The sequence below is a fragment of the Verrucomicrobiia bacterium genome (genome assembly GCA_035629175.1).
Classification (GTDB): domain Bacteria; phylum Verrucomicrobiota; class Verrucomicrobiia; order Limisphaerales; family DASXHY01; genus DASXHY01.
Map to the genome: position 1 here is coordinate 1 of DASPIL010000026.1, position 24,255 is coordinate 24,255.

At 58.7% G+C, this 24,255-nt stretch carries 17 protein-coding genes; 10 read left to right on the forward strand and 7 right to left on the reverse strand.

What is annotated here, in order from left to right; all coding sequences use genetic code 11:
• Both VEH04_04430 and VEH04_04435 read left to right on the forward strand, forming a co-directional pair.
• The coding region (locus VEH04_04430; GenBank protein ID HYG22007.1) for a gfo/Idh/MocA family oxidoreductase at positions 1-838 on the forward strand (838 nt) is incomplete at its 5' end.
• A 44-nt stretch (positions 839-882) separates the two neighbouring features.
• Positions 883-1,635, forward strand: a complete 753-nt coding sequence (locus tag VEH04_04435; protein ID HYG22008.1) for a ThuA domain-containing protein — start codon at positions 883-885, stop codon at positions 1,633-1,635.
• A 14-nt stretch (positions 1,636-1,649) separates the two neighbouring features.
• Here VEH04_04435 and argJ read toward each other — a convergent pair whose 3' ends face one another.
• The 5 genes from argJ to rplM all read right to left on the reverse strand — a co-directional run bounded on the left by argJ (position 1,650) and on the right by rplM (position 6,034).
• A complete protein-coding gene (gene argJ, locus VEH04_04440) occupies positions 1,650-2,993 on the reverse strand; it encodes a bifunctional glutamate N-acetyltransferase/amino-acid acetyltransferase ArgJ (GenBank protein ID HYG22009.1) in 1,344 nt (447 codons plus the stop codon).
• Positions 2,994-3,038: 45 nt separating this feature from the next.
• The gene (locus tag VEH04_04445; protein HYG22010.1) at positions 3,039-3,851 is read right to left on the reverse strand and encodes a methyltransferase domain-containing protein; all 813 of its coding nucleotides are present in this window, start codon (positions 3,849-3,851) and stop codon (positions 3,039-3,041) included.
• Positions 3,852-3,883: 32 nt separating this feature from the next.
• The gene (gene argC, locus VEH04_04450) at positions 3,884-4,942 is read right to left on the reverse strand and encodes an N-acetyl-gamma-glutamyl-phosphate reductase (GenBank protein HYG22011.1); all 1,059 of its coding nucleotides are present in this window, start codon (positions 4,940-4,942) and stop codon (positions 3,884-3,886) included.
• Between the two features lie 245 nt (positions 4,943-5,187).
• Positions 5,188-5,589 (reverse strand): 30S ribosomal protein S9, encoded by a 402-nt coding sequence (gene rpsI / locus VEH04_04455; GenBank protein ID HYG22012.1) that lies wholly within the window; start codon positions 5,587-5,589, stop codon positions 5,188-5,190.
• Positions 5,590-5,599: 10 nt separating this feature from the next.
• Entirely contained in the window at positions 5,600-6,034 is a 435-nt protein-coding gene (gene rplM / locus VEH04_04460; GenBank protein HYG22013.1) for a 50S ribosomal protein L13, read from the reverse strand.
• 298 nt (positions 6,035-6,332) lie between these two features.
• Here rplM and VEH04_04465 point away from each other — a divergent pair, with 298 nt between their 5' ends.
• Complete coding sequence (locus VEH04_04465; protein HYG22014.1) at positions 6,333-6,638, forward strand: antibiotic biosynthesis monooxygenase; 306 nt, start codon at positions 6,333-6,335, stop codon at positions 6,636-6,638.
• A 5-nt stretch (positions 6,639-6,643) separates the two neighbouring features.
• Positions 6,644-7,798, forward strand: coding sequence for an iron-containing alcohol dehydrogenase (locus tag VEH04_04470; protein ID HYG22015.1), 1,155 nt, complete (start codon positions 6,644-6,646; stop codon positions 7,796-7,798).
• Here the strand turns inward: VEH04_04470 and VEH04_04475 are convergent.
• Both VEH04_04475 and VEH04_04480 read right to left on the reverse strand, forming a co-directional pair.
• Entirely contained in the window at positions 7,795-9,768 is a 1,974-nt protein-coding gene (locus VEH04_04475; GenBank protein HYG22016.1) for a PQQ-dependent sugar dehydrogenase, read from the reverse strand. The two genes, VEH04_04470 and VEH04_04475, sit on opposite strands and share 4 nt — an antisense overlap.
• 407 nt (positions 9,769-10,175) lie before the next feature.
• Positions 10,176-11,108 carry a PAS domain S-box protein gene (locus tag VEH04_04480; protein ID HYG22017.1) on the reverse strand — a complete coding sequence of 311 codons (933 nt, stop codon included), beginning with the start codon at positions 11,106-11,108 and terminating at the stop codon, positions 10,176-10,178.
• Between the two features lie 258 nt (positions 11,109-11,366).
• Here VEH04_04480 and fliW point away from each other — a divergent pair, with 258 nt between their 5' ends.
• The 6 genes from fliW (at position 11,367) to VEH04_04510 (ending at position 23,876) form a co-directional block, all read left to right on the forward strand.
• Entirely contained in the window at positions 11,367-11,786 is a 420-nt protein-coding gene (gene fliW, locus VEH04_04485; protein HYG22018.1) for a flagellar assembly protein FliW, read from the forward strand.
• 19 nt (positions 11,787-11,805) lie between these two features.
• Positions 11,806-12,078 carry a carbon storage regulator CsrA gene (csrA, locus tag VEH04_04490; protein ID HYG22019.1) on the forward strand — a complete coding sequence of 91 codons (273 nt, stop codon included), beginning with the start codon at positions 11,806-11,808 and terminating at the stop codon, positions 12,076-12,078.
• A complete protein-coding gene (locus VEH04_04495) occupies positions 12,075-12,881 on the forward strand; it encodes a flagellin (GenBank protein ID HYG22020.1) in 807 nt (268 codons plus the stop codon). The genes csrA and VEH04_04495 overlap by 4 nt, the downstream gene beginning before the upstream one ends.
• Positions 12,882-13,120: 239 nt before the next feature.
• Positions 13,121-13,771, forward strand: a complete 651-nt coding sequence (locus VEH04_04500) for a tetratricopeptide repeat protein (GenBank protein ID HYG22021.1) — start codon at positions 13,121-13,123, stop codon at positions 13,769-13,771.
• Positions 13,772-13,965: 194 nt separating this feature from the next.
• Positions 13,966-14,802, forward strand: coding sequence for a polysaccharide pyruvyl transferase family protein (locus VEH04_04505; protein HYG22022.1), 837 nt, complete (start codon positions 13,966-13,968; stop codon positions 14,800-14,802).
• Positions 14,799-23,876, forward strand: a complete 9,078-nt coding sequence (locus VEH04_04510) for a glycosyltransferase family 29 protein (protein HYG22023.1) — start codon at positions 14,799-14,801, stop codon at positions 23,874-23,876. The genes VEH04_04505 and VEH04_04510 overlap by 4 nt, the downstream gene beginning before the upstream one ends.
• Positions 23,877-24,255 lie beyond the last annotated feature (379 nt).

A 24,255-nucleotide genomic window follows, 5' to 3' on the forward strand; every position in this document is an offset into this window, starting at 1 on the left:
CGCGTTCATGAACAATCCGCGACGCTGGCATGGCATGAAGGTGGACGGGCCGCTGCCAGGACAGCCCGTTCCCGAAACGCTCGATTGGGAAACATGGCTGGCGACGGCGAAGCACTACGCCTACAACAAGGGTTACATCAACGGAGAATGGCGTTCCTGGTATAACTTCGGCAACGGCGCATTGGGCGATTGGGGCGCGCACATCATCGACACCGCACACGAGTTCCTGCAACTCGGGCTGCCTGTCGAAGTCAGTTCTTTGAAATCAGAAGGCCACAGCGAATTCATCTTTCCGCAGGCATCCACCCTCTCGTTCAAATTCCCAAAACGCGGCAGCATGCCGCCCGTGGAAATCACCTGGTACGATGGCCAGCAGAATCTGCCGCCCCTGCCGCCGGAATTCGGCGAAGCCGTGGTTGACGCGAACATACCGCCTCCAAGCACTGGCAAGCTCGACACGAAAAAGTATCCGCCGGGCAAGTTGATTTATGGCGAAGACCTCATGTTCAAGGGCGGTTCCCACGGAAGCACATTGAAGATCATTCCCGAATCGAAGGCGAAGGATATCGCCGCGCGTCTGCCGCAGGTTCCCGAAAGTTCATCCAATCATTTCCTGAATTTTCTGCGCGCGGCCAAGGGCCAGGAGAAGTGCCGCTCGTCGTTCGCAGTCGCAGGCCCCCTCAGCCAAGTGCTCGACCTCGGGGTTCTCGCGCAGCGTTTCAACGCGAAGCTCGAGTTCGATCGGGAAAAGAAGCAGATCACGAATCACAAAGCCGCCAACGAAATGCTCGCTGGATCCCCGCCACGCAAAGGATGGGAACAGTTCTATCGACTTTGAAAAAGGCGCAGGCAACAACCAGCAATCAACAAGCCTCAGCGCGCATGCATTGCATAGCCACATTCCTCGTGACACTCCTGGTGAGCGTGTCTGCCGTGACCGCGGTCTTGGGAGTTGAGCTCGCGCCGCTGCGTGTTCTACTCGTCACGGGCGGGTGTTGCCACAATTACACGTTCCAGGCACAGGCCCTTAGCAATGCCATTGCCCGAACCACCGCCGTTCGTTGGACTGTTGTCAACGATGGTGGGAACGGAACGCGTGCGGAGATTGACCTCTACAAAAACGCAAACTGGGCCGAAGGATTTGACGCTGTCATTCACAACGAATGCTTCGCTGACACCGCCGATACAAACTACATCCGCAGAATCACCAGCGCGCACAAGGATGGCGTTGCCGCAGTCGTGATTCATTGCGCCATGCACACCTATCGCGCGGCAACAATCGATGACTGGCGCGAGTTCCTCGGGGTCACCAGCCGCAGGCACGATCACCAAAGCCGCTACCCCGTGAAGTGGAGCGAGCCCGGGCATCCCATTCTCAAGGATGTTCCCCAGCAATGGACAACCCCGATGGACGAGCTGTACGTGATCGAAAAAGTGTGGCCGAACACGAAGGTGCTTGCGACCTCAGCAAGTGAACGCAATGGAAGGGAACACGCCGTTTTCTGGACAAACCAATACGGCAAGGCGCGTGTGTTTGGAACCACCTACGGACACACTGACGACACGTTCAAGGACCCCGTGTTTCTTGGCGTCGTGACACGCGGCCTGCTCTGGGCTGCCGGCCGGCTGGATTGATCGATCCCACAGGATCATCCGCCGAGCGTTGTCGGATCCGTGACGTCGCCCTTGTTGAAATCGACGTACTCCTCCGTCAGGTCCGCCGCGTACATCACTGCGCCGGCCGAGCCCAGGTTAAGCCTGATGTGCAGCTCAAACTCCCGCGGAGCCACAAGCGCGCACAGGTCCTTGAATGTTGCTTTCGTCGGTTGCCCTCGCTTCAGGCTCCAAACGATCTTGCGGCTTCCGGGTGCGCTATAACCGATATCCACCTTCTCCTCGACAACAGTGGCCGCGCTGTAGCCGATTGCGTCAATGATCCTGCCCCAATTGGGATCGCCACCGTGCCAGCTGGTTTTCACCAAGGCGCTGTTCGCGACCGCGCGCGCCGCAGCATCGGCTTCCTTCGCGTTGCGTGCGCCGTCCACCCGGACGGTCACAACGCGGTGCACGCCCTCCCCGTCTCGTACGATCATCTTCGCCAATTCCAAACAGACGTGGCTCAAGGCAGCCTGGAAAACGGCGAACCCTTTTGAATTGGGGGATCGCACCTCGGTTTTTGCATTCCCTGCAAGACCATTGGCCAGCACGAGCACCGTGTCATTCGTGCTCATGTCGCCATCCACTGTGATGCGGTTGAAACTCTTGGCGACTGCTTCGCGGAGAGCGATTTGCAGCGGGGCTGCATCGATCGCTGCATCGGTTGTAATAAAACACAGCATCGTGGCATGGAGCCCGCCATTCGGCAGCGCGGCCGGACGCCGGCCCGTCGCACTCATGCCAGGCTGAATCATTCCCGCGCCTTTGCAGATCCCGCCGATGCGAACCGTCTTGCGCCCAAGCTTGAATTCGATCGCGATCTGCTTCGGCCTGGTATCGCTCGTCATGATCGCTTCCGCAGCTTGCACAGCACGTTCAACGGTATGGGCGATTTGACCCGATGCAGCGGTGATTCCGCGTCGGATGTTATCCATCGGCATGGTGACGCCGATCCGGCCGGTCGAGCCCACCAGCACGGCGCCGGGCGCAAGCGCCAGGGCAGTCTCCGCGAAATGCACCATTTCCTTCGCATCTGCCATTCCCTGTTTTCCCGTGCACGCGTTGGCATTCCCGGAGTTCACTACAATCGCTTGCGCCACCCCGCGCTTCACGCGCTCTACGCATACTTTCACGGGTGCGGCGCAAACCTGATTCGTGGTGAACATGCCGGCCACGGTTGCGGGCACATCCGAAACGATGAGCGCCAGATCACGCTTCTTTCCCTTCTGCGATCCTTTGCCGGTGCCCAGGCGTTTGATGTCGCAAAACACGCCTGCAGCCTTGAATCCGTTGGGGGCAACGATGGAACCTTCAACTGCTTTGAATGAATTCTTCATCTTTGATCGGGCGCGAGAGTGTGCGCGCCATAACTGAATTTCAAATCAAACTTTGATCGCGTCCAGCTCCAGCCGCACCATCGCAACCTGTATCCGGCCGTGAGCGTCCGCAGGATGCTCACGCACATAGCGTTCGATCACGTCGGCGACGAACGCGTCGCGTTGCAGCTCAGGAACCCGCTGCGTGTAGGGAAGCCACGTGGTTCGCAACCAACCCGCAAATCTCTCGGAGGATTCGAACAGCATCGCGGTGTCTGCCAGCGTGACCTCGCGTATGCTGAAGCCCAGCTGTGGCAGCCACTCGCGATATTGATCGGCGCTGAAAAAGAAGTAGGGCGGCGACATGCGGCGGAAGTATTGCCTGAATTGCGGGAGGCGCATGACGCCGCGAAGCGCGTGGAACACAGCGTTCGCATTGCCCTTGCCGCCGCAGGAAATCATCACGCGCCCTCCGGGTTTCAGGCACCCGGCAATTCCCTTGAACACCAGCGCATGGTCGTCAACCCAATGCAGCGCCGCGTTGGAGAACACCACGTCGAATTGCTCTCCCAGTTCAATCATCCGCGCATCCATGACCCGGAACGAAAGGTTCGGAAATTGGGCACGCGGAAACGCGCGTTCCGAAAACGCAATCATTTCCGCAGAGGCATCGATTCCCACAACAGCTCCGCGGGGAACGACGGCGGCCAGTTCCGCAGTCACCTTGCCGTCCCCGCATCCGATATCGAGCACGGCCTCATCACCGGCAAGGTGCAGCCTGGAGATCAGCTTGCGCCCCCACGATTGCTGCGAAGACGAATGCTGAGCGTAATCGCCTGGATTCCAGACGACTTCGGATGGCTTCAATTCGCTGGACATCAGCTCTTCGCGCAGCGGCCCGGAACACTCATTCAGATCAAACCCGCGGTTTCGGGATAACCGCAGACAATATTCATGCTCTGGACGGCCTGGCCGCTCGCGCCCTTCACCAGGTTATCCTCCGCGCTCATGATCACCAGGCGGCCAGTCCGCGGATCCAGACGCCACGCCAGCTCGCACACGTTCGTGCCCACCACATTCTTCGTGTCAGGGAACGCTTTGCCGTCAAGCACCCTTACAAACGGTTCGCTGCTGTATGCCTTGGCGTAACAATCGGCGATCTGCTCGGCAAGCTTCGACGCGTCCGCAGCGCCGCTGAAATGTTCCGTCGGCGCCGCATACAAGGTGGTGAGAATTCCGCGATTTACAGGAATCAGGTGCGGCGTGAACTGGATCGTGACCTCGGTGCCAGCCGCCAGCGACAGTTCCTGTTCGATTTCGGAAAGGTGCCTGTGTTTCGGAATGCCGTACGGCCGCACGCTCTCATTGCACTCGCAAAACAGGTAATCCAGTTCGGCCTTCCGCCCCGCGCCGCTGACGCCGCTCAACGAATCGGCAATGATTCCCGTCGGCTTGATCAAGCCGCTTTGCAGCAACGGAATCAGGGGAAGCAAAACGCTGGTGGGATAACATCCCGGCGATGCGATCAGCGACGCTTTCCGGATTTGCTCGCGATAAAACTCCGGCAATCCGTACACGGCCTTGTCCAGCAGCTCGGGAGCGGGATGATCGTGAACATAGAAATCCTTGTAAACCGCGGCACTCCTCAAACGAAAATCCGCGCTCAAGTCAATGACCGTGCAACCGCCCTGAAGCAGCGGCACCGCGTACTCGGCCGCAACACCGTGGGGCAGCGCAAGAAAAACGATCTCCGCCTGGCGCGCCAGCAACTCGGCGTTCGGCTCGCTGAAGCGCAGTGCCTTCGCCTTTTGATGATGGGCAAATCGCGGAAAGATCTGGGCAAGGGTTTGTCCCGCGTACTGACGCGACGTAACCGCGGCGAGTTCAGCGTGCGGATGGCTGAGAAGCAACCGCACCAGCTCCTCCCCCGAATATCCCGAGGCTCCAACGATGGCAACTTTCTTGTTCATTACTGCTACTTCAATACGGTTTGCGCCGCTCCATTTCAATGCAATGTAGCGCAGGTTCCAAAAGCCGCTGTGTCGCAGGCCCCACAAACTGCTCCCGAGGGCTCAGTCTGCGACGCCGAAACCTCCCGGAAACTTCCAACGTAAACGACTCAGGTTCATCTGCGCCGCAACGGACCCGCACAATCTGCGCCGGGAACAAAAAACCCCGCCGGCCGAAGCCAGCGGGGTTGTGAAAGAGAGCCGGTTTAACGCTTGCTGAATTGGAAGCGCTTGCGGGCGCCAGGCTGCCCGTATTTTTTGCGTTCCTTCATGCGCGGATCGCGCGTGAGCAAACCTTCAGCCTTGAGCGGCGCGCGAAAGTTTGGATCGGCAATCAGAAGCGCGCGGGCAATTCCATGACGGACCGCACCGGCCTGGCCCTGAGGCCCGCCGCCTGTGACATTCACGCGAACGTCATACTTGTCGACGGTCCCTGTGACCGCGAGCGGTTGCGTCACCGTGCCGCGCTGGGTGTCGACGGGAAAATAGGTTTCGAATGCGCGGCCATTGACCGTGATCTTGCCACTGCCAGATGCCAGGCGAACGCGCGCGATTGAAGTCTTGCGACGGCCTGTGCCGAGAAATTCCTGAGTCTTGGTGTCTGCCATAACAGAAAGCTTACTTGGCTAACGTCATCGACGCGGGTTGCTGCGCCGAATGGTTGTGCTGCGGCCCCTTGAAGACTTTGAGCTTGGTGAGCAACTGGCGGCCGAGGCGATTCTTGGGAATCATCCCCCGCACTGCCCGATGGATGAGCATCTCCGGATGACGCTCCCGCATCTCACCGACCGTCCGATACTTTTCGCCACCTTTCCAGCCCGAATAGCTCATGTAGCTCTTGTCCGTCTCCTTCTTGCCCGTGACGCGCACCTTCTCGGCGTTCACAACAACAACGAAGTCGCCAGCATCGAGATGCGGCGTATAGACGGCCTTGTTCTTTCCGCGCAGGGTGTCGGCGACCTTGACCGCAAGGCGGCCCAAGACCACGCCATCGGCATCGATCACATGCCACTTGCGCTGATCCAAATTGACTTTCGGCAAATGCGTTTTCATCTAAGTCCCATCAAAAGGAGGGCAGAAACTACCAAACGAGCCCCTGAAGTCAATAGGTTTCCCGAGGAAAATACGTTCGCGCAACCTTTGCCGTCGCGTAGACCCACGTCTGCTGTGTCGCTGGTCCGCCGTGGCATCATTGCGGAGCGCGGCAAGGTTTCCGACCCTCTTGCCCGACCCCTTGCCCGATATACGGGCACCCGGCCTGGAAGCTCGGCGATACATCAGCTTGTTAAACTCGCGCTACGCGGAACTGATTTCTTGAGATGGGAAACCCAAAGAGGGAGATTCAAAGCCTATGCTCGTCGTCCACGTCCATGTCCACGTGAAACCAGAACACATCGATGCCTTCAAAGCCGCTTCAATCACAAACGCTCGCGAAAGCATTCGTGAACCTGGGATTGCACGGTTCGATGTAGTGCAACAAACCAGCGAACCCACGCGCTTCGTGCTGGTGGAAGTCTATCGCTCTCCCGCGGCAGCGCTGGCCCACAAGGAGACGGCGCATTACGCGGCCTGGCGCGATACCGTCGCGCCAATGATGGCCGAGCCCCGAACCAGCGTGAAGTTCGAGAATATTTTTCCCGGAGATTCAAACTGGTAATCGTAATGCGTTTTGAATTCTCAACGGCCGCGAACATTCGTTTCGGCCCGGGTACTATTCGCGAACTGGCAGCGCTCGCGCGGGATTTCGGAAAGCGGGCGCTGCTCGTCACGGGCGCTAATCCAAGCCGCGTGGATCCGATCGCCGACTTGTTGAAAACCGGCGGCGTTGAGTCAGTGCTGTTTTCAGTGGCTGGGGAGCCGGGTATCATAACTGTCCAGGACGGAGTTGCTGTCGCTCGCGAGAATCAGTGCAGCCTCGTCATTTGCGTTGGCGGCGGCAGCGCAATCGACGCTGGCAAGGCAATAGCCATCATGCTGACGAACGCTGGAGACCTCCTTGATTACCTCGAAGTCATCGGACGCGGACAACCGCTCCGCAATGCAGGATTGCCGTGCATCGCAGTCCCGACCACGGCGGGCACCGGGACGGAGGTGACACGCAATGCAGTGCTGGCCTCGCCGGAGCATTGCGTGAAAGTCAGCCTGCGCAGTCCGCTGATGCTTCCACGCGTGGCATTGGTCGATCCTGACCTCACTCACGATCTGCCTCCGCGACTCACCGCGAGCACGGGATTGGATGCGTTGACACAATCGATCGAGCCTTACGTGTCCGCACGCGCGAACCCGATGACCGACGCCTTGTGTCTGGAAGGAATCCCGCGGATCGCGAGGTCGTTGCGAAAGGCCGTGGAGAATGGCCGCGACGCCGCCGCGCGTGAAGACCTCGCGCTGGCCAGCCTCTTCGGCGGCCTGGCCCTCGCGAATGCGGGACTTGGAGCAGTTCACGGTTTTGCCGCACCGATTGGCGGCAGATTTCCCGCTCCACACGGAGCCGTCTGCGCCGCGCTGTTGCCACACGTCATGTCCGCCAATCTGCGGGCGCTCCGTGAACGCGCAGCACAGCATCAAAGTCTCGAACGCTTCGAGACGGTAGCGCGCCTTCTCACGGGGGATTGCACAGCGTCTGCGGATGCAGGAGTGAAATGGGTCGCCCGGCTCGTCTCAGATCTGCACGTGCCACCGTTGCGCAGCTATGGCATCGATGATTCGCACGTGGACACCGTCTGCGAGAACGCATCAAAAGCGAGCAGCATGAAAGCGAACCCCATCCAACTCACCGCCGCCGAACTCGCGCAGACCTTGCGCGCTGCAATTTAGAGCAACCGAATCCGAAAAAAACCTGCACCGCCGTCAGCAGGGAGTGAGGCGCCCGCGGTCGCGGCAGTTGCAACGATGTCGTCGCCGATTTTTTCCCACTCGCCAGACGCAAGGTTTGTTGTCGTTTCCACGCGGTACGTTCGTTGGGGAAAGGCACGCCACTCGATCGTGATTTCACCTGCCTCCCCCGCCCGCGTTGACATGATCGAGGGCGGCCCGAGCACCGCGGCCATTTTGCGGATCGTCGCATCGCTCTTGCCAATGACATAAAGCTCGTTGTCATGTCCAACCGCCAGGCGGATATCAGCGCGCCCTCCGCCGTACGGCTCCCCGTCCGGATCCCAGCCGCTCGTGACCAACGCACCACCAGGCAGCGCGTTTGGATTTGTTCCACCCTTCGCGCGATACGTCTCCGCCACAACGTCAAACAACCTGCGGTTCGTCACGCCTTGATCCAATGAGTCGTAAGGACTGTCCCACGCAATCTGAATTTCACGAATTTCAGCCATGGTTGCGCGATCGCCGTCGTCGGCGGCAATCATGTCCTCAAGGTCGCAGTAAAATATGCGCGCCGTGGTGATGTCGCCGAAGATGTATTTTCCATACAGTTCAGGCATCAGCATGCCGCGATAGACAAACCCGCTGCTGATCGCGTCGCCGTCGCGATGGCTGTACGCCGCGACCGGATACACCGGCGTGACAGGATTCACAAAACCGCCCACGCTCAGCTCGTCTGTTCCTGGAAATGGAAATGGAGGAAATCGCCTGCTGCCCGTCACACCATTTGTGACGAAGAATTGCTCGGCTCCTTCGCGTTCCGCCCATCCGTAATTCGCGCCCTTGCGGAGAATGTTCACCTCCTCCCAGGAATTAAAACCGATGTCGTTCACCAGAAACTTTCCGGAAACCGTGTCCCAGCTGAAACGATGGGGATTCCGAAAGCCATACGCGAAAATCTCGCGGCGCAATCCAGCAATATTCGTGAATGATTCCGATTCGGTTGCGAACGGGTTTGGGTCAGCCCCCGTGGTCGGAATTCGAAACCGCGCATTGCTGCCCAGTTGATCCTCAGGCCGAAGATTCAGGTCGGGAGTAATCCTCAGGATCTTTCCCACCAACGCGGTCAGTTGCTGCGGATGCGGATGCGTTGTGCCCACGGCTTCCCCTGCCCGCCCATCACCAACAGCGAGATAAAGATTACGGTAATCAGGATCTTCCGGCCCGGCGATCGGATTGAACAGGAGATCGCCCATCGGATGGATCGTTCCAAAAAAACCGAGCCGCAACACTTCGCGCGCGAAGCCTTCGAACGTCGTGTTCGCCACATTGGTGTCGCGCCACTCGATCAGCACCGCAATGCGCCCAATGGTGCCCGTCGGCGGCGCGATGAGAGAAGTCGTGGTGTAGCCCGCCAGGTTCAGGCCCGGCAGCGTCCCGTTCGTCGGCGCGCGCGTCGATGCCGTGGTCTCCATATGCACCGTGTAGAAAATGCCGTTCGTCGCGTATTCAGGATCAAACGCAAACGTTGCGAGCCCGCCGGCAAATCCGGGGTCGTTGTCAAAGCGCGGGAAGACTTGCTCGAAATTGATGTAGCGAATCCACGTGTTTGTCGAAAGCGGGTCAGCGTGGGGCACGATGTACAACGTGCGGTTCAGGTCCGCGACGAAGAATCGACTGCCGAACCCAGGCGCGTTCGTGGGCTCCGCACGCATGAAGTTGATCCGGCTGAGCTGGTCGTTAAAGTTGATCGGTGGCGGATAATTACCGCCAACGGTCCGGCTGGAAAACGGCGCGTGCGCGTAATCCACCAACCACACGGTCGTGCCATCCTTGCCGGCTTGCGGCCCGGGCGGATAAGTCGTGGCTCCTCGCAAACCAATGACGCACGGCAAGAACATGAGCGCCGTCAGCCGGATTAAAAAGGTTCGTGCAAGGAAGGCCGCAGCCGAACGTACAACAGGGGTATGCATGGGGTGCCAGGGTTGGCCGAATTTTTAGCCGAACCGCGCACTGCACAAAAGACAAAAACGCCCCGCGATTTTTCGGGGCGCATCCGGACGCTGTTCTTGTGCTGACGAACACCGGTTCAAAACCAGGAGAACGCGGCATGCTGGTCTCTGCTACCTCTGCATCCTCCTGTTCAATATCTTTTACTTTCGTCGCGTTTCGTGAGCCGTTTCGGAAGCGCGGCCTGCCGGCGTGCATGCCTTTCCCGGGTGGGATTTCGTGTGATGGGTGGTTTTCCTTTTTCTCCGCGCCTCCGACCAAATCAGTGGTCGTTCCGTTTCAACAATTCTCCAGTTCCTGCCGAGTTCGGAACTATACAGCACCTTCTGTTTTCGCACGTGCTGCGCCCGAGACGGGCACACCCCGCCAGTCAACCCTGCGCCGGTTTCGCGGGATCGATCTGATAGGCTTGCAAAGCCTGCTCGGCCGTTTTGCGGTCTTCGATGTCCGTCAGCGTGCCGACCCATTGAAGCAGTTCCCCCGAGTCGCTGCGGCATGCATGCGCCCGGCACACGTGCCAGCGGTACGTTCCGTCTGCACGGCGAAGACGGCATTCCGTTTGATAGGTCTGGCCCGAAGCAACGGACTGCGCCCAGGCGCTCGCCACTTCAGCGTGATCTTCCGGATGCAGGAACTTTTCCCAACCCGTTCCGAGAAGTTCATCGGCCGTCACGCCAAAACAAATCAAAGTCTGCTGGTTCACATAGTCGATCTCGCCACCCGGTCCTGCAGTCCAGATCGGGCTGGGAAACGTGTTGGTGAGCAACTGATAGCGGCGTTCGCTTTCCTGCAGCCGCGTCAGATGTTGATGGGTCTCATGCGCAAGGCTCCATTTCGCGGTAAACGCGTTGGCCAGCTGCAGCACTTCCACGACTTCGAACGGCTTCTTCAGGATCACAAAGCTGTCGAGGTTGCCGAGCTTCCCGGACATTGCTTCCCAGGAGTAATCGGAATATGCGGTGCAAAACGCGACCTGCAGGTGACGGTCCACTTCCCAAAGTTTCGCGGTCGTTTCAATCCCATCCCACCCGGGCGGCATGCGCACGTCCATGAACGCCATTGCGTAAGGCCGATTCTCCAGCATCGCGCGGCGAACCATCGCGAGGGCCTCCTCCCCCTGAAAAGCAAAATCCAGTTCAAAATCCGCGCTCTTGCCCGGCAGGGTGACCTCGCCAAACAGCGCTGCTTCAGTGGATTGCAACTCATCCGCGTTGGAATCCTTGCTCCCCAGGATCTTTCGGAAATCCTGGTGAATCGCTGGATTGTCATCCACTACGAGAATACGGCGGCTGATCTTGATCATAGTATCCGTCAGTTTTGAACTCCTGTGCTATCGACGGAAACCGTTGCCATTAAAACAATTCCTGCCTTCCGGGGGCAAAAATGCGGCACAACCGGCACGGCAAATTTTCCCTACCGCGGACCTTTTTTGCCGGGCTCCCGCCATTACTCCTGCCGTTCCGGTGCCATTCGTGCCGGGTCTCCCTCGGAAAGCAGCTGGCCGGGGCAGCCTTTGCCCAGCTGGCATAGCCGCTGCTAAACGACCCTTGGAATGAAGTGCATGAACACGATAGAACCAGAACCAGTCGCGACCCAAACGGTCACCCGCGAGTTGCGGATGCCGACGGGTATCCTGGGTTTCGAGCAGATGAAGGATTATTTGCTCGTCGCCAACCCGGACGAAGAACCCTTCCGCTGGCTTCAGGTCAAGGACAACGCCGCGCTGGCGTTCGTCGTCATCGATCCCTTCATTGTCGCTCCAGATTATCGGCCCGATATCCCGCAGGTTGACGCCAATCTGCTGGGACTTAACAACCCCGAGGAAGCTGCACTGCTGAACATCGTCACGCTCCACGGCGCGAATCGCGCGACCGTGAACCTCAAGGGGCCAATCGTCGTCAATCGCAACACAGGCCTCAGCAAACAGGTGGTCCTGGCTAACGCAGCCGAATATTCCGTGCAGCATCCGCTGCCGATGTGATCTCAACCCGCCTGCCACCATGCTCATTCTCTCCCGAAAATCCGGCGAAAGCATCGTCATCGATGGCCGCATCCACATCAAAGTGGTGCGCGTCGAGGGTGACGTGGTGAAAATCGGTATTGAGGCTCCTTCAGATGTCCCCGTGCATCGCCAGGAGGTTTACCAGGAAATCCAGCGCAGCAACCAGCAGGCGGTCACATCGCCCAAGACCACCCTGCCCCGCCTGCCGATCCGCAAGGCTGCGGCGGCACCGACGCCGAACGAAACCGCTACAACGAATAATCGCATATGATCATCAGCACCAACATCACATCGCAGGTCTCCGCACATAATCTCGAGGCCAGCCAATCGCGCCTGAGCAAGTCCCTGTCGCGCCTGAGTTCGGGCAGCAAGATTGTGAATCCTGCTGACGACGCAGCCGGCATGGCTGTCGGATCCCGCCTCACCGCGCAGATCCGCCGCCTCGATGCCGCACGCGCCAACGTGGGCAACGCCATTTCCTTCACCCAGACGCAGGACGGTTATCTCAAGAAGATAGCCGACGCCCTGACCCGCATGAGCGAACTCTCGCTCCAGGCGCAGGACGTCACCAAGTCGGATGAAGATCGCGCTCTTTATCAAAGCGAATTCACGCAACTCACCGAGTTCGTCAACACAACGGCCGGCAAGGATTTCAACGGCGTCAGCCTGTTCTCCGGCGCCAGCCTGGATGTGACACTCGATTCCGAGGGCAACACGCTGACGATGAATGGCATCAGCCTCGCCACCGCCGTGTATGCGGATGTGTTGAACTCCGACGTGAGCACCCGCGCGGGAGCCCGCCTGGCGCTTGAGAGCGTGAAGGAAGCGATCACCGAACTTTCACAGAAACGCGCCGGCATCGGTGCGTATCAGTCGCGGTTGAACTACACGAACGATCAATTGACGGTCAGCAAGGAAAACCTGACCGCCGCCAATTCGCGGATTCAGGACGTGGATGTCGCCGAGGAATCCACGGAATTTGCGAAGCAGAATATTTTGGTGCAATCCGGCACGGCCATGCTGGCTCAGGCGAACAGCCTGCCCCAGAGCGTCCTGCGGTTGCTGCAGCAGTAAACAAGTGTCCAGCGAATTTCGTCGGTCGCCCAAACGAGTGGCGAGACCGCTGGCTCCTTCCTCGGGCGGGTCATATCACAGGCCCGCCCGGTCTTTTTAAACGCAGTTTGAAGCGGGTGGTTGTTGAAAACTCCCTCGCCCATCGGATGGGAGAGGGCCGGGGAGAGGGTTCTCCGGAAACACCCAATCACGAATCGCAAGGCGATGAACGGAATCAACGCAAACAGTCGAACAGAAGAATGAAAGCAGCATCCCCTTCCCCCACTCCATCCGCACCGCTGATCTTCAGCCGCCGCAGTTTCGACCCCGCCGCCGAGATCAAGGCCTGGTGCTTGGAACGCGCCGATGAATGGTACGAGCAGAAGGAACTTGCCCTCGCCCGCGACTTTCTGAAACACGCGCTCGAAATCGATCCGCACGACGTGGAAGTCTGGATCGCGCTCGGCAGCCTGCAATTTGCACTTGGCAGCCATCGCCAGGCTCTCCTCTCATTCACACAAGCGCGCGAACTGGACCCCACGAATGCGAAAGTGTTCCTTCATCTGGCCGCTACCCATCAGCAATTGGGCGAGAACGCCGAGGCGGAATGGCATTTCAAGGAAGCCCTGACGGCGGATCCGAAAAGCAGCGAAGTCATCAAGCTTTACTCGGGTTTCCTGATGGCGCAAAACCGCCTCACCGACGCCCGCCTCCTCCTGGAATTCGGACTCGGTTCCAACCTCGAAGACGTCGAGCTCTTCCTGCGCCTGGGTGTCTGCTGTTATCGCGCGGAAGACCTGCGCGCTGCATATTCCTGCTTCAAGCGCGTACTTCAACTCGCCCCGTCGAATGCAACCGCAATCGAGAATCTGCAGGTTGTGGCTTCCATCACCACCCCTCCTCGATCGTGAATTCGGCGCCATTCATCGCCTGCGCCGCGCCGCGATGCAACGCGCCTACACCTCCGGCCATCCGGACGCGTCTCACGCGTATTGCTCTGTTCAACGATACCGCCAGCGCTCAGCATATCGGATGTCTTGCAGTCTCTGACGCGCACAATCGAATGTTCGCGTCGGCGAACACAGCCATAATCCATCGCTTTTTCGTGAACCAATTTCGCGAACTTTGGCTGGGATCGCCCCAGGCATCGGTCGCCGCCATTCTCAACAGCCCGCTTGCCGAACAACTTGGAGAAGTCGATGCCGTTGTGATCAATGGCGAAGGAACCATTCACCACGATGGCGGCCGACACTTGCTGATGATCCTCGCAGCCGCGCAGGAACTCAAAATTCCCACCTTTCTGGTCAACTCCGTCCTCCAGGGTTTGGATACAGGGTTCGACGTCCTGCAGCGCCTCGACGATTTGACTGTCCGCGATCAGCGTACCGCCGACTATCTGACGGAACTCAAGATTCCGCATCGCCTCGTAATGGACTCGATTCTGCATGCTCGATTTGCAGCAACTCCCGATCGCGATTTCTCAGGCAAGGTTGTCATTACAGACCATCACTCAAGCCGCGATGCAGATGTAGGTGAATGGATTCGTTCGCTGCGGTCGGAGCTCGGCGAATCCGCAGTGCTCTATCCGTTCTACCACAAGGATCGTTTTCACGATTGGAGCCACGCCGTGGCGAATCTCTCGACCGCCAAACTGGTGATCACGGCGCGGCATCATGGCGTTTACGTTGCCGGCCTTGCGGGTATTCCGTTCGTGGCGCTTGGATCCAACACTTGGAAAATCGAAGGCACCCTCGCGATGTTCAACAACCGCATTCCGATCTGCAGCTCCGAACGCCAGCTTCGCGAAGCCGTTCGGCTGGCCGTCAGCAATCCTGGTCTGTACCACGAGTTCAGAGAGTTTCTCCTCAGCCAATGCCCGCTCACGACACTCGACCGCTTCTCACAACAGTTTCAACCGAACCGGGCAAACACCACGTTATGAACCCTGCCATCCTTTACTCCGAAGATCTCGTATCCGCTCTGCGCGGACGCATCGCCATCATCGGCAACGCGACGCCCCGCTGGGAGCTTGGCGCGCTGATCGACCAGTATGACGCGGTGATTCGGATGAACAATTATCGAACCGAAGGATTCCAGAAACTTGTGGGCGCAAAGACAACTCACCGTTGCACGACGGGATGGAAAGATGTGGAGAATCGAAACCTGCATCCTGAGTTCTCGCCATTCACCTTGGAAGCGAACGAATCTGGAAATCTTCCGGTTTATAATGCGGCTAACAATCTCCCGCTGCTCACCGCCCGGCACGACGTTCATTCAAACATTCCCGAGCTCAAACGGCCTTCAACCGGACTTGCGCTCGTGCAACTCTGCGTGGACCAGAAGCTATCGGTGGACCTGTTCGCGTTCGACGGTTTCAAGACGCCGCACTATTGGGAACCCGAGAAGGGAATCTATACGTCCCACAGTTTAAGCGAAATGGACGTCATCCTCTCGCGCCCCGGAGTTTTGCTCTACGGCGAAACCACTCCGAGCGAAATGATTCCAGTTTTTCGTCGGGCCGATGACGCGGAGCGCTACGACGCAGGTGTCCGGTCGTTGATCCGTTGGTTATCTTCCCAGCCTCCTGCCCGGCAGATTCTTGTTTATGGAGCCGGCGATACCACGATGGTGTCTCGGTTGGAGGAACTCGGACATGAGGTTACGGCCGTCACACCTCACCGTGCAGCATTCGAACAACTCAAATGCCACAATAAAATGCACGGCTCGCCCCTTGCGCTTGCATTGTTGTCCGGCCATTTCGACCTATTTATCGCGCTGCACTCGCTCGAATCCCTGACGAGCAATGATCGGAAACTTGCCTTGCGGGAAGCTGCACGGACGTGTTCTTCCGCATTCATCACGGTTTCAGCCCAGGCAAGATCCCATGTGTTGCAATCGCAGGCTGATTGGATGAATGAGATTCGCTCGGCGGGATTCGATGCCCAACCGCAGGCCGCGCAGAATGAGAACCAAGATGTCTTTGTTGCCACACAACACCTGACCGTTCTGCCTGAACCTCCACAAGCCGTCCGTGCGAATGCGAAATCCTATGCCGAGCCTGAGCAACTGCGCGAAGAGTTGAAGCGCGCGTGCGAGGAAAACAACCGCCTTCGGACACAGATAACCGACTTGAATGAGGAATGGCAGGAACTGCTCGACGAAGCGCGCCAGGGAAAGTCCTCGAATCGAGGGAAGAAGAACGTTATCCGCGGGAGTTCGTTCCTCTCTGTAGAACCCTCGCCCGCCTCTCCTACAGTGCCAGGTTTGGAACAGGCCGAGGCTGCAGCTCGCCAAGCTCTTGCCCTTGAACCGACAGGAATCGCAGCTCTTCGATTGCTGGCGAGTGTCACGGCCCAACAGGGGAAGTGGATCGACACGCGTGACGCCTTGATCGGACTGCTGTCGCAAACACCCGATGACGTTGAAATGCTGCTCCTTTCGGCGAGGTGCCAGTTCGAACTGGGCGATCCCGTGACCAGTCGCAAATTGTTTCATCAGGTCCTCTCATTGTGTCCCGATAACCCGATTGCTCGCGAAAATCTTGTCGCACTGGATGCACTTGAATCTCGCGCATCGGAGCTCGAGAAGCTCTTGACCACGGGCCAAAGGCTCATTAAGGCCGGCAACATTCCCGAAGCGATCGTCCTGCTTGAACAGGCGGCGCAGATTGCGCCCGACGACGTGGACCTGCTGGTGGGCCTCGCCGGTTTGCAGGCTCAGCAACAGCGGGTAGACGACGCCCGTCGGACACTCACCCGCGCGCTCACTGTCAAACCCGGCCACCCAGTGGCAAGCCGTCTCCTGCTCAGCCTGACGCTCGATGGCGAAGCCCTCAAGACAGATGGCGCACCCGCGGCTTCCCCTGCGGTTGAGTCCCAGGTCCAGCAACGCATTCCGTCCGGGCCTGAGACGAAAGAAGCACGACCTTCCGGTCATTTGGAGAACCATGATGTCAAGCGACTGCTTGCCCGGACTCCGCACATGAACCTGGAGCAGGCAAATCGCATGACTTCGTTTATGACGGAGCATCGTGTTGAGAAGGTTTTGGAGCTCGGATTCGCGCACGGGGTATCCACATGCTATATGGCCGCCGCGCTCGCCCGAAATGGCGGAGGCTCCATCGTCACAATCGATGTCGCAAGCGCGCGCCAGCGACAACCGAATATCGAAGAATTGCTGGAACGGATCGGTGAACGGGAAAGAGTGACGGTCCATTACGAGCCCACGTCCTACACCTGGAGGCTCATGAAATTTCTCGAGGAGAACCCTCGGCCGGTTTTTGATCTCTGTTACATCGATGGAGCGCACAACTGGTTCGTGGACGGTTTTGCATTCTTCCTCGTCAACCTGCTGGTCAAGCCTGGCGGCTGGATCATATTCGACGACTACAACTGGACCTACGCGTCGTCCCCTGGCTACGCGAACAGCGAATTCGTCCGAAAGATGCCAGAGGACGAGAAGACCACGCCGCAAGTGAAGAAGGTCTTCGAGCTGTTGGTGAAAACTCACCCTGACTACCAGTCCTTCCATGTGGTTGGTGGATGGGGCTTCGCTCAAAAAAAACCGCTGGCAGTTCTTCGCAATGGCGCAACAACGGAGCGAACCGCTGAAGGCACGCCACATAGTTCAGCTCGCGGCCAGGCCGCGAATCAAACGGCCTTCCAGGCCTTGCACCAGGGATTTGAGCTGCTCAAAGAGAGGCGGTTTTTCGACGCACAAGCAGCTGTCCGTGATTACCACGCACAGATCAATTACGACGAGCTGCCTCGAACCGACAACCGCACCGAGCAGAATCCGAAAGTCTCAGTCATCATCGTTGCGTACAAAATCAACCAGGGATTGATTCAATGCCTCGACTCCCTCGCGGCCTCTGAGAATCCGCCCCACGAAATCATTGTCGTGGACAACGGCGGCAACGAAGCCATTGCTGACGAACTCGCCCGGCGGCCCATTCTTCACCTCCGCGTCGGATTTAATGTCATCCTTGCAGAGGGCCGAAACATCGGTGTTCACTTCGCACGCTCGCCCATTGCGTCGTTTGTGGATGATGACGCCATTGCTGCCAAAGGTTACCTCGCCTCTGTAGTTGAAGCGTTTGAAACCTTCGATGTGCAGGCATTCCGCGGCAAGGTGCTGCCCAAGTCCGATCACCCGCACAACAGCCGCGCCCGCCACTACAACATGGGTGACCTTGCATTTCCCGCAGACATTGACACGGAAGGCAACAGCGCCTTCCGCATCGACACCTGGCGCGCGCTCGGCGGCCAGGACCCGCTCCTCTTCGGTGGAGAAGGCGTGGAACTGTCCTATCGCATGGCGAAGCAGCATGGCGATCTGTGCGTCATGTATTGGCCGTTCACGATCATCTATCACGATTACGCAGTCACGGATAACAAGCTCGAAACCAAGCAATCGCGCCACGTGCTCATGCGCGAGTACTCGGTGTTCAAGCACGCCGACCTCTACCAGTTTCACAATCGGCTCGTGGCTTTCGCGCTGTCCCCCGAAGCAAAAGCTGAAGGCAACCGCTTGCTGCGCCGTCGCATTGCGCAGCCATTCGCACCTGCACAACCGAAATCCGCCGGCCAAGCAAATCAGCCGCTGATAACCATCTGCGTCCCCACCTACAACCGCGCAGCTTACATCGAGCAGACCATTCAAAGCGCATTGCGGCAGAAGTATGGAAACTTCGAAGTGGTGGTTGTCGACGACGGCTCGACAGACAACACCGTTGAAGTGATGTCCCGGATTACAGATCCGCGTGTCCGCTTCATTCAAAAGGAACACAGTGGCGGGCCGCACACGCGCAATCGATGCATTGCCGAAGCACGCGGGGAACTCCTCGTCTGGCTGGATTCCGACGACGTCATTCTTCCGCACACACTTGCCACCTATGCAGAAACGTTGACCGCCAATCCCGACGCGGACGTTGTGTACGGCAATCTTCAAGTCGCAGATGCAAACCTGAACGTATCGGATCTGTGGATTTATCGTGATTACCACGGCTGGCGTGACGCGCTGGTCAGCGATCTGATCGTTGAGAATCGCATCCCGAATGTCTGCACGCTGGTGCGCAAGTCCTGCTATGCAATGGTGGGAGGCTACAATCCAGATTTCCCGCGGGCACATGATTACGAATTCTGGACGCGTCTTGCACCCGGTCACGTGTTCAAAAGTGTTAACATGGAAGTCGGGATTTATCGGCGGCACGAGCAATCGCTGTCCAAGCTGAGCGCCCGGCCCGACACTTCGTATGAGGCCAAGGCAGTCAAGGCCATGCTTGAGCGGCACGACCTGAGGACATTGTTTCCATTTTGCTACAGCGTGAACGCAGTTTCAGCGCGCGGCGACGCCCGTGCGTGGTTGATGGCAGCATGGATTCTCACGAACTACGGAGACATGCGAAGTGCGGCGCAATGCGCGCAGCGCAGTGTTAAAGCCGCCGATCTTGGACTCAACACGCGCCTTCTGCCACTGCTCCAAACGACGGCAGGATTGCCTGCCAGCCCGAGTCGCGGAAACGACAAGCTCGCGACAATTCTCGAAAACGGACGTCGTGCATGGGCCGCAGGGAATCCGTTGAAAGCCATTGAGGCATGCGAACAGCTGAACGAAGAGTATCCAGAAACACCTGAATCCCTGCTGCTGACGGCTGTAAGCCTCGACCGCTGGGGCAATCCGAACGACGCGCGCACCGGATTCCGCTGCCTCGTTCGCCGGCAGTGCGACGCCTCGTTTTGCCAATCGACCCTCGAATCCGAGTCTGCCCGCGAATCCGCTCCCGAAACTTCCTTGAGCGACAGCGCGCGCCTCGCGTGCAAGCTTTCCGCGTTTTTTCCCGAAGCCATTCCAGCGGCTGCGGTCGAAGCAACCCTTGCATTCATCCAGCGGGCGAGCGAAGCAGAAGACTCGGCTGCTTTTCTCAAAGCAAATCGCAGCGGATCAACCCCGCTCTTCTTCGCACTGATCAGCCTGAACGCAGACGAACTCAGTCAGCCTGCTTTGCGAATGCAATTCGCGAAGGTCCGGGCGTCCCTGCAGAACGTCAACGCGTCGGCCTCTCGCCAGCGGGCCGAAGGATATTCCTTCTGCATTATCACGGGCGGCGAACGCCGGGAAAAACTTGTCCGCCAGATCGAAAGCATTCGCAAACTCGGGTTGCCCAATTATGAAATCCTCGTCGGCGGCGACATCTCCAACGTTCCCGATGGCGTTCACAAGGTGGATCTTCTTGATGCCGCCCGCGCAGGCCGTCTTGGAAAGATGCGCAATGAACTGGGACGCCGCGCGCAGTTCAATCACCTCGTCGTTAGCGACGACGATATCATCTTCGACGAAACCTTCGGCCTGGGTCTGCAGCGATTCGGCGAAGGCTACGACGTCATGGCGGTGCGCATTTGCAACGCGGACGGAACGCGCTTCTGGGATTGGGCTTCCACGGGAACCTTCAAAGGTTCCGTGCTGCTCGACTACTGGGATTCTGATCCCGGCGTTTACATCACGGGCGGCATGTGCGTGCTCAAGACCAGTGTTTTGGATCGCGTGAAGTGGGATGATTCCCGCGGCTTCTACCAGGCCGAGGACGTCGACTTCACCGCGCGCCTTAAGGCCGCTGGCTTTTCCATTGCCTTCAATACGTTCTGCACTGTGCTGCACGACGACGATCGCTATTCGCGAGTTGATCGGCGCATCTTTCGTTTCGATCACTTAATCACTGGCGTCTCCGAGCAAATAAAACTCAAAAAGCGTGACGAAGCACGTCGATGGATTCGCGAAGCCGTTCGCATGGCGGGCAATTATACGGACCGCCTCGCTGCGGTCAAAGAGGTGGCGGCGACATTGAACGATTCCGAAGTCGTCACTCAAGTCACCCAGAAACTTGCGTCATCCGCACCGCAGAATGACTCAGCAAAATCGAGGAACGCCGCCGGCATCCAAGTCGATTGGGTCGGCACGTTCTTCGATCACGGCAGTCTCTCCCATGTGAATCGTGAATTCACAAAACAACTCGCGGCCCAAGCAGGTGTGCAGTTGGCCCGCGTTCAAAGCGACCAGATGGATCCCACATCGCTGCCGATCAACCGTCGCAATCTGGCGAAGGATGTCTCCTTAAAACTCTCGGCCGACGCGGCGATAACCGTCCGCCATGCGTGGCCGCCGACGTGGAACCGTCCGAAGCACGGCAAGTTCGTGGTGATTCAGCCATGGGAATTCGGCTCGCTGCCCAAGGATTGGGTGGAGCAATCCAGGAAGGTCGACGAGTTCTGGGCCTACACGAATTACGTGCGGCAGTGCTACATCGATTCCGGCGTGGACGCTGCGAAGGTGAAAGTGGTTCCGCTCGGTGTGGATGGCGAACGCTTTCATCCGAACGCTGCACCCCGGCCGCTCGCGACCCAAAAGAAATTCAAGTTCCTGTTCGTCGGCGGAACCATCGGCCGCAAGGGCATTGACGTGCTGATGAACGCGTATCTCGCGAGCTTCTCCGCCGCTGACGACGTTTGCCTCGTAATCAAGGATTTCGGCGGCCAGAGCGTTTACAAGGGACAGACATTCGCCGACAAGATCCGCGCCGTGCAACAACGCCCCAACGCGCCCGAGATGCTGTATCTCGACTGCGAAATGGCGCCTGAAGAGTTGCCGGGCCTCTACACCGCGTGCGATTGCCTTGTTCATCCGTATCGTGGAGAAGGTTTTGGATTGCCCGTGCTCGAGGCCATGGCGTGCGCACTGCCCGTCATCGTGACCGCAGGCGGATCAACGGACGACTTCGCAACCGATGATGTGGCGTATCGCATCCCCGCCAAGCGGTTGGAAATTGGCAACGATGTCAGCGGCTTGAAAACGGTTTCAACCGCCTGGCTGCTTGAACCCGACGTGAAAGTCGTTGCGGAACGCATGCGCTGGGTGGCACACAATCCTGACGCCGCGCGCGCCAGGGGCCGTGCCGCAAACGAGCATGTTCGCCGCAATTGGACCTGGACCAATGCGGCAAAGGTCGCTGCCGAGCGCCTGCTCGCGCTGCAACCGCTGCCCGTCACAATGGCAACAGAAGTTGCTGCCAAAGCGTCGTCTCTGCCGCCCTCCGCGAGCATCGGCAGCCTCAGCGCTGCCAAAGAAGCCTTTGCTGCCGCCATGCTCGAGAACGCCTGGAACCTCGCACTCGCTGCGATTGCCAAGCGTCCCTGCAATCCTGAAGCTCTCCTGCTGCTCGCCGAAATCGCGCTGGCGGTTGGTGATGGCACGACAGCGCGCAAGCTGGCGCAACACGCGCGGGAGCTCGTGCCAGGCTACAAAGCCGCGAAGCAGTTCCTCACCAAGCCGCTCAAAGGAAACTCCAAACCCAGCTGGCTTGTGCTGCCAGAGGAACTATCCAATCGCAAATCGCAAATCGCAGATCGCCTCACCGTATGCGTCGTGACCAGGAACGAGGAAAAGTTCATCGAGCAATGCCTCAAGTCGATCACGCCGATCGCCCACCAGATCGTTGTCGTGGACACCGGTTCGACTGATCGAACGGTTGAACTTGCGAAGTCGCTGGGCGCTGAGGTGCATCACTTCACCTGGTGCGATGATTTCAGCGCCGCGCGCAATGCGGCGCTCGAACATGCGCGCGGGGATTGGATCCTCATGCTCGACGCCGACGAGGAGCTTCCTGCAGATCAGCACGCAAAACTCCTGCGGGATCTCGCGAAGAAGGATGTCATCGCATACCGCATGCCGCTCACGAACATCGGCAAGGACGACGGACGCAGCTTTGTTCCGCGACTCTTCCGCAATGTTCCGGGAACCTGGTTTTACGGACGCATTCACGAGCAGGTGTTCCCGAGCTTGATCCCCATGTGCAAGCAATGGGGCATGAAGACGGAACTCGGAACCGCCGAACTCCTGCATCACGGCTACACCAAGGAAATGATCCGCGATCGCAACAAGATCGAGCGCAACCTGCGCCTGTTGCAACTGGCGGTGGAGGAAATGCCCAACGACATCAACCTCGTCATGAACCTCGGCCTGGAACTCATGCGTTCCGACAAGCTCGACGAAGGCATTGAAAAGTATCAACAGGCATTTGACCTGATGTCAGCGCAGCAGCAATCGGACATCGTGCCCGAGTTGCGCGAGGTCCTGCTCACCCAGTTCGCATCGCATCTGTGCAAGGCGAAACGTTTCGCGGATGTGACTTCCATGCTCGATTCGCGACTGGCTGGTGCAGGCGCAGGCGGGCTCACTGCGACTCTGCATTACGCAAGCGCACTTGCGCATTACGAACTCAAGCAATATCAGGACGCTGCCACGCACCTTCGTAAATGCATTGAGAAACGCAATCAACCCGCGCTTTCGCCGATCAACGTCGACATCCGCACCGCCGCCCCCGCGCACATGCTCGCGCGCTGCCTCAGTGAACTGGGCGATGCAACGCACGCAGAGAAGGCGTTCCAAATGGCATTGGCCGAACAAGGCAAGACGGAGCTGATTCAGCTGGATTACGCGCGATTCCTTGCAAAACAGCAACGGCCTGTCGACGCCTTGCACAAGCTGCATGAGATAGTCACCAAGAATCCGCAGAACATCGCAGCCTGGAAGTTCGGCGCGGAGATCGCGCTCGGACATCCTGAATTCCTGGAATTCGCATGCGACTGGACGAGCGAAGCCATGCGCGCTTTGCCTGCGGAATCATCCGTTATTGGCCATCGCGCCGAAGCGCTTCTGTTGAACCAGCAAACAAGCGACGCCCATCCTCTTTGGGAAAAAGCCTGCAACTGCAACCGCCCGCCAGAAGCGCTCGCGGCGCTGATCCTTTGTTCCGCAGTGGAATCACAGCCCGTTCCCCCGACGCGTGACGCTGCTGAAGAACTGGCGACGAGCCGTGCGTTCGTCGGATGGTATCAAAAGCTCATCAACGCAAACGCGGAGCAGACGATTGAGCGGTTGAACTCCCGCATCGAAGAACTCCGCGGATCGCTGCCCACTGCCGCAGGGCTCCTGGATTCGGCGATCACCGCTGCCAACACGTAGCGGCAGGCATCCCTGACTGCCGTCGAGCCGGCGCTTCCAGCCCGGGGGAAGAAACCTCGTGCAAATCCGAGTGCGTTAGCACACCCTCCGCGGCTCTCCCAGTTCACGGCTTCTTCCGGCGGCAAGGATGCGCGCCTCTACGTCAGGCAGGGATGCCTGACGCCACCCGCTACATTTGGCTGCATTTTCGCCGGAACTGATCGCCCTCGCGGCCTATGGCCAGATTTTTCCCAGGCAGTGATAGGGGTAGGAGCGAGGGATTAACCTCGCCCCTCCCTCCAAACCGGACGGGCGGATTTCCCGCATCCGGCTTTCCGTTTAGTGGTTCCTGTCCGGAGTTGGCTCGCTTCGGCTCGGGCTGTGGCCAGGGAGATCAGCC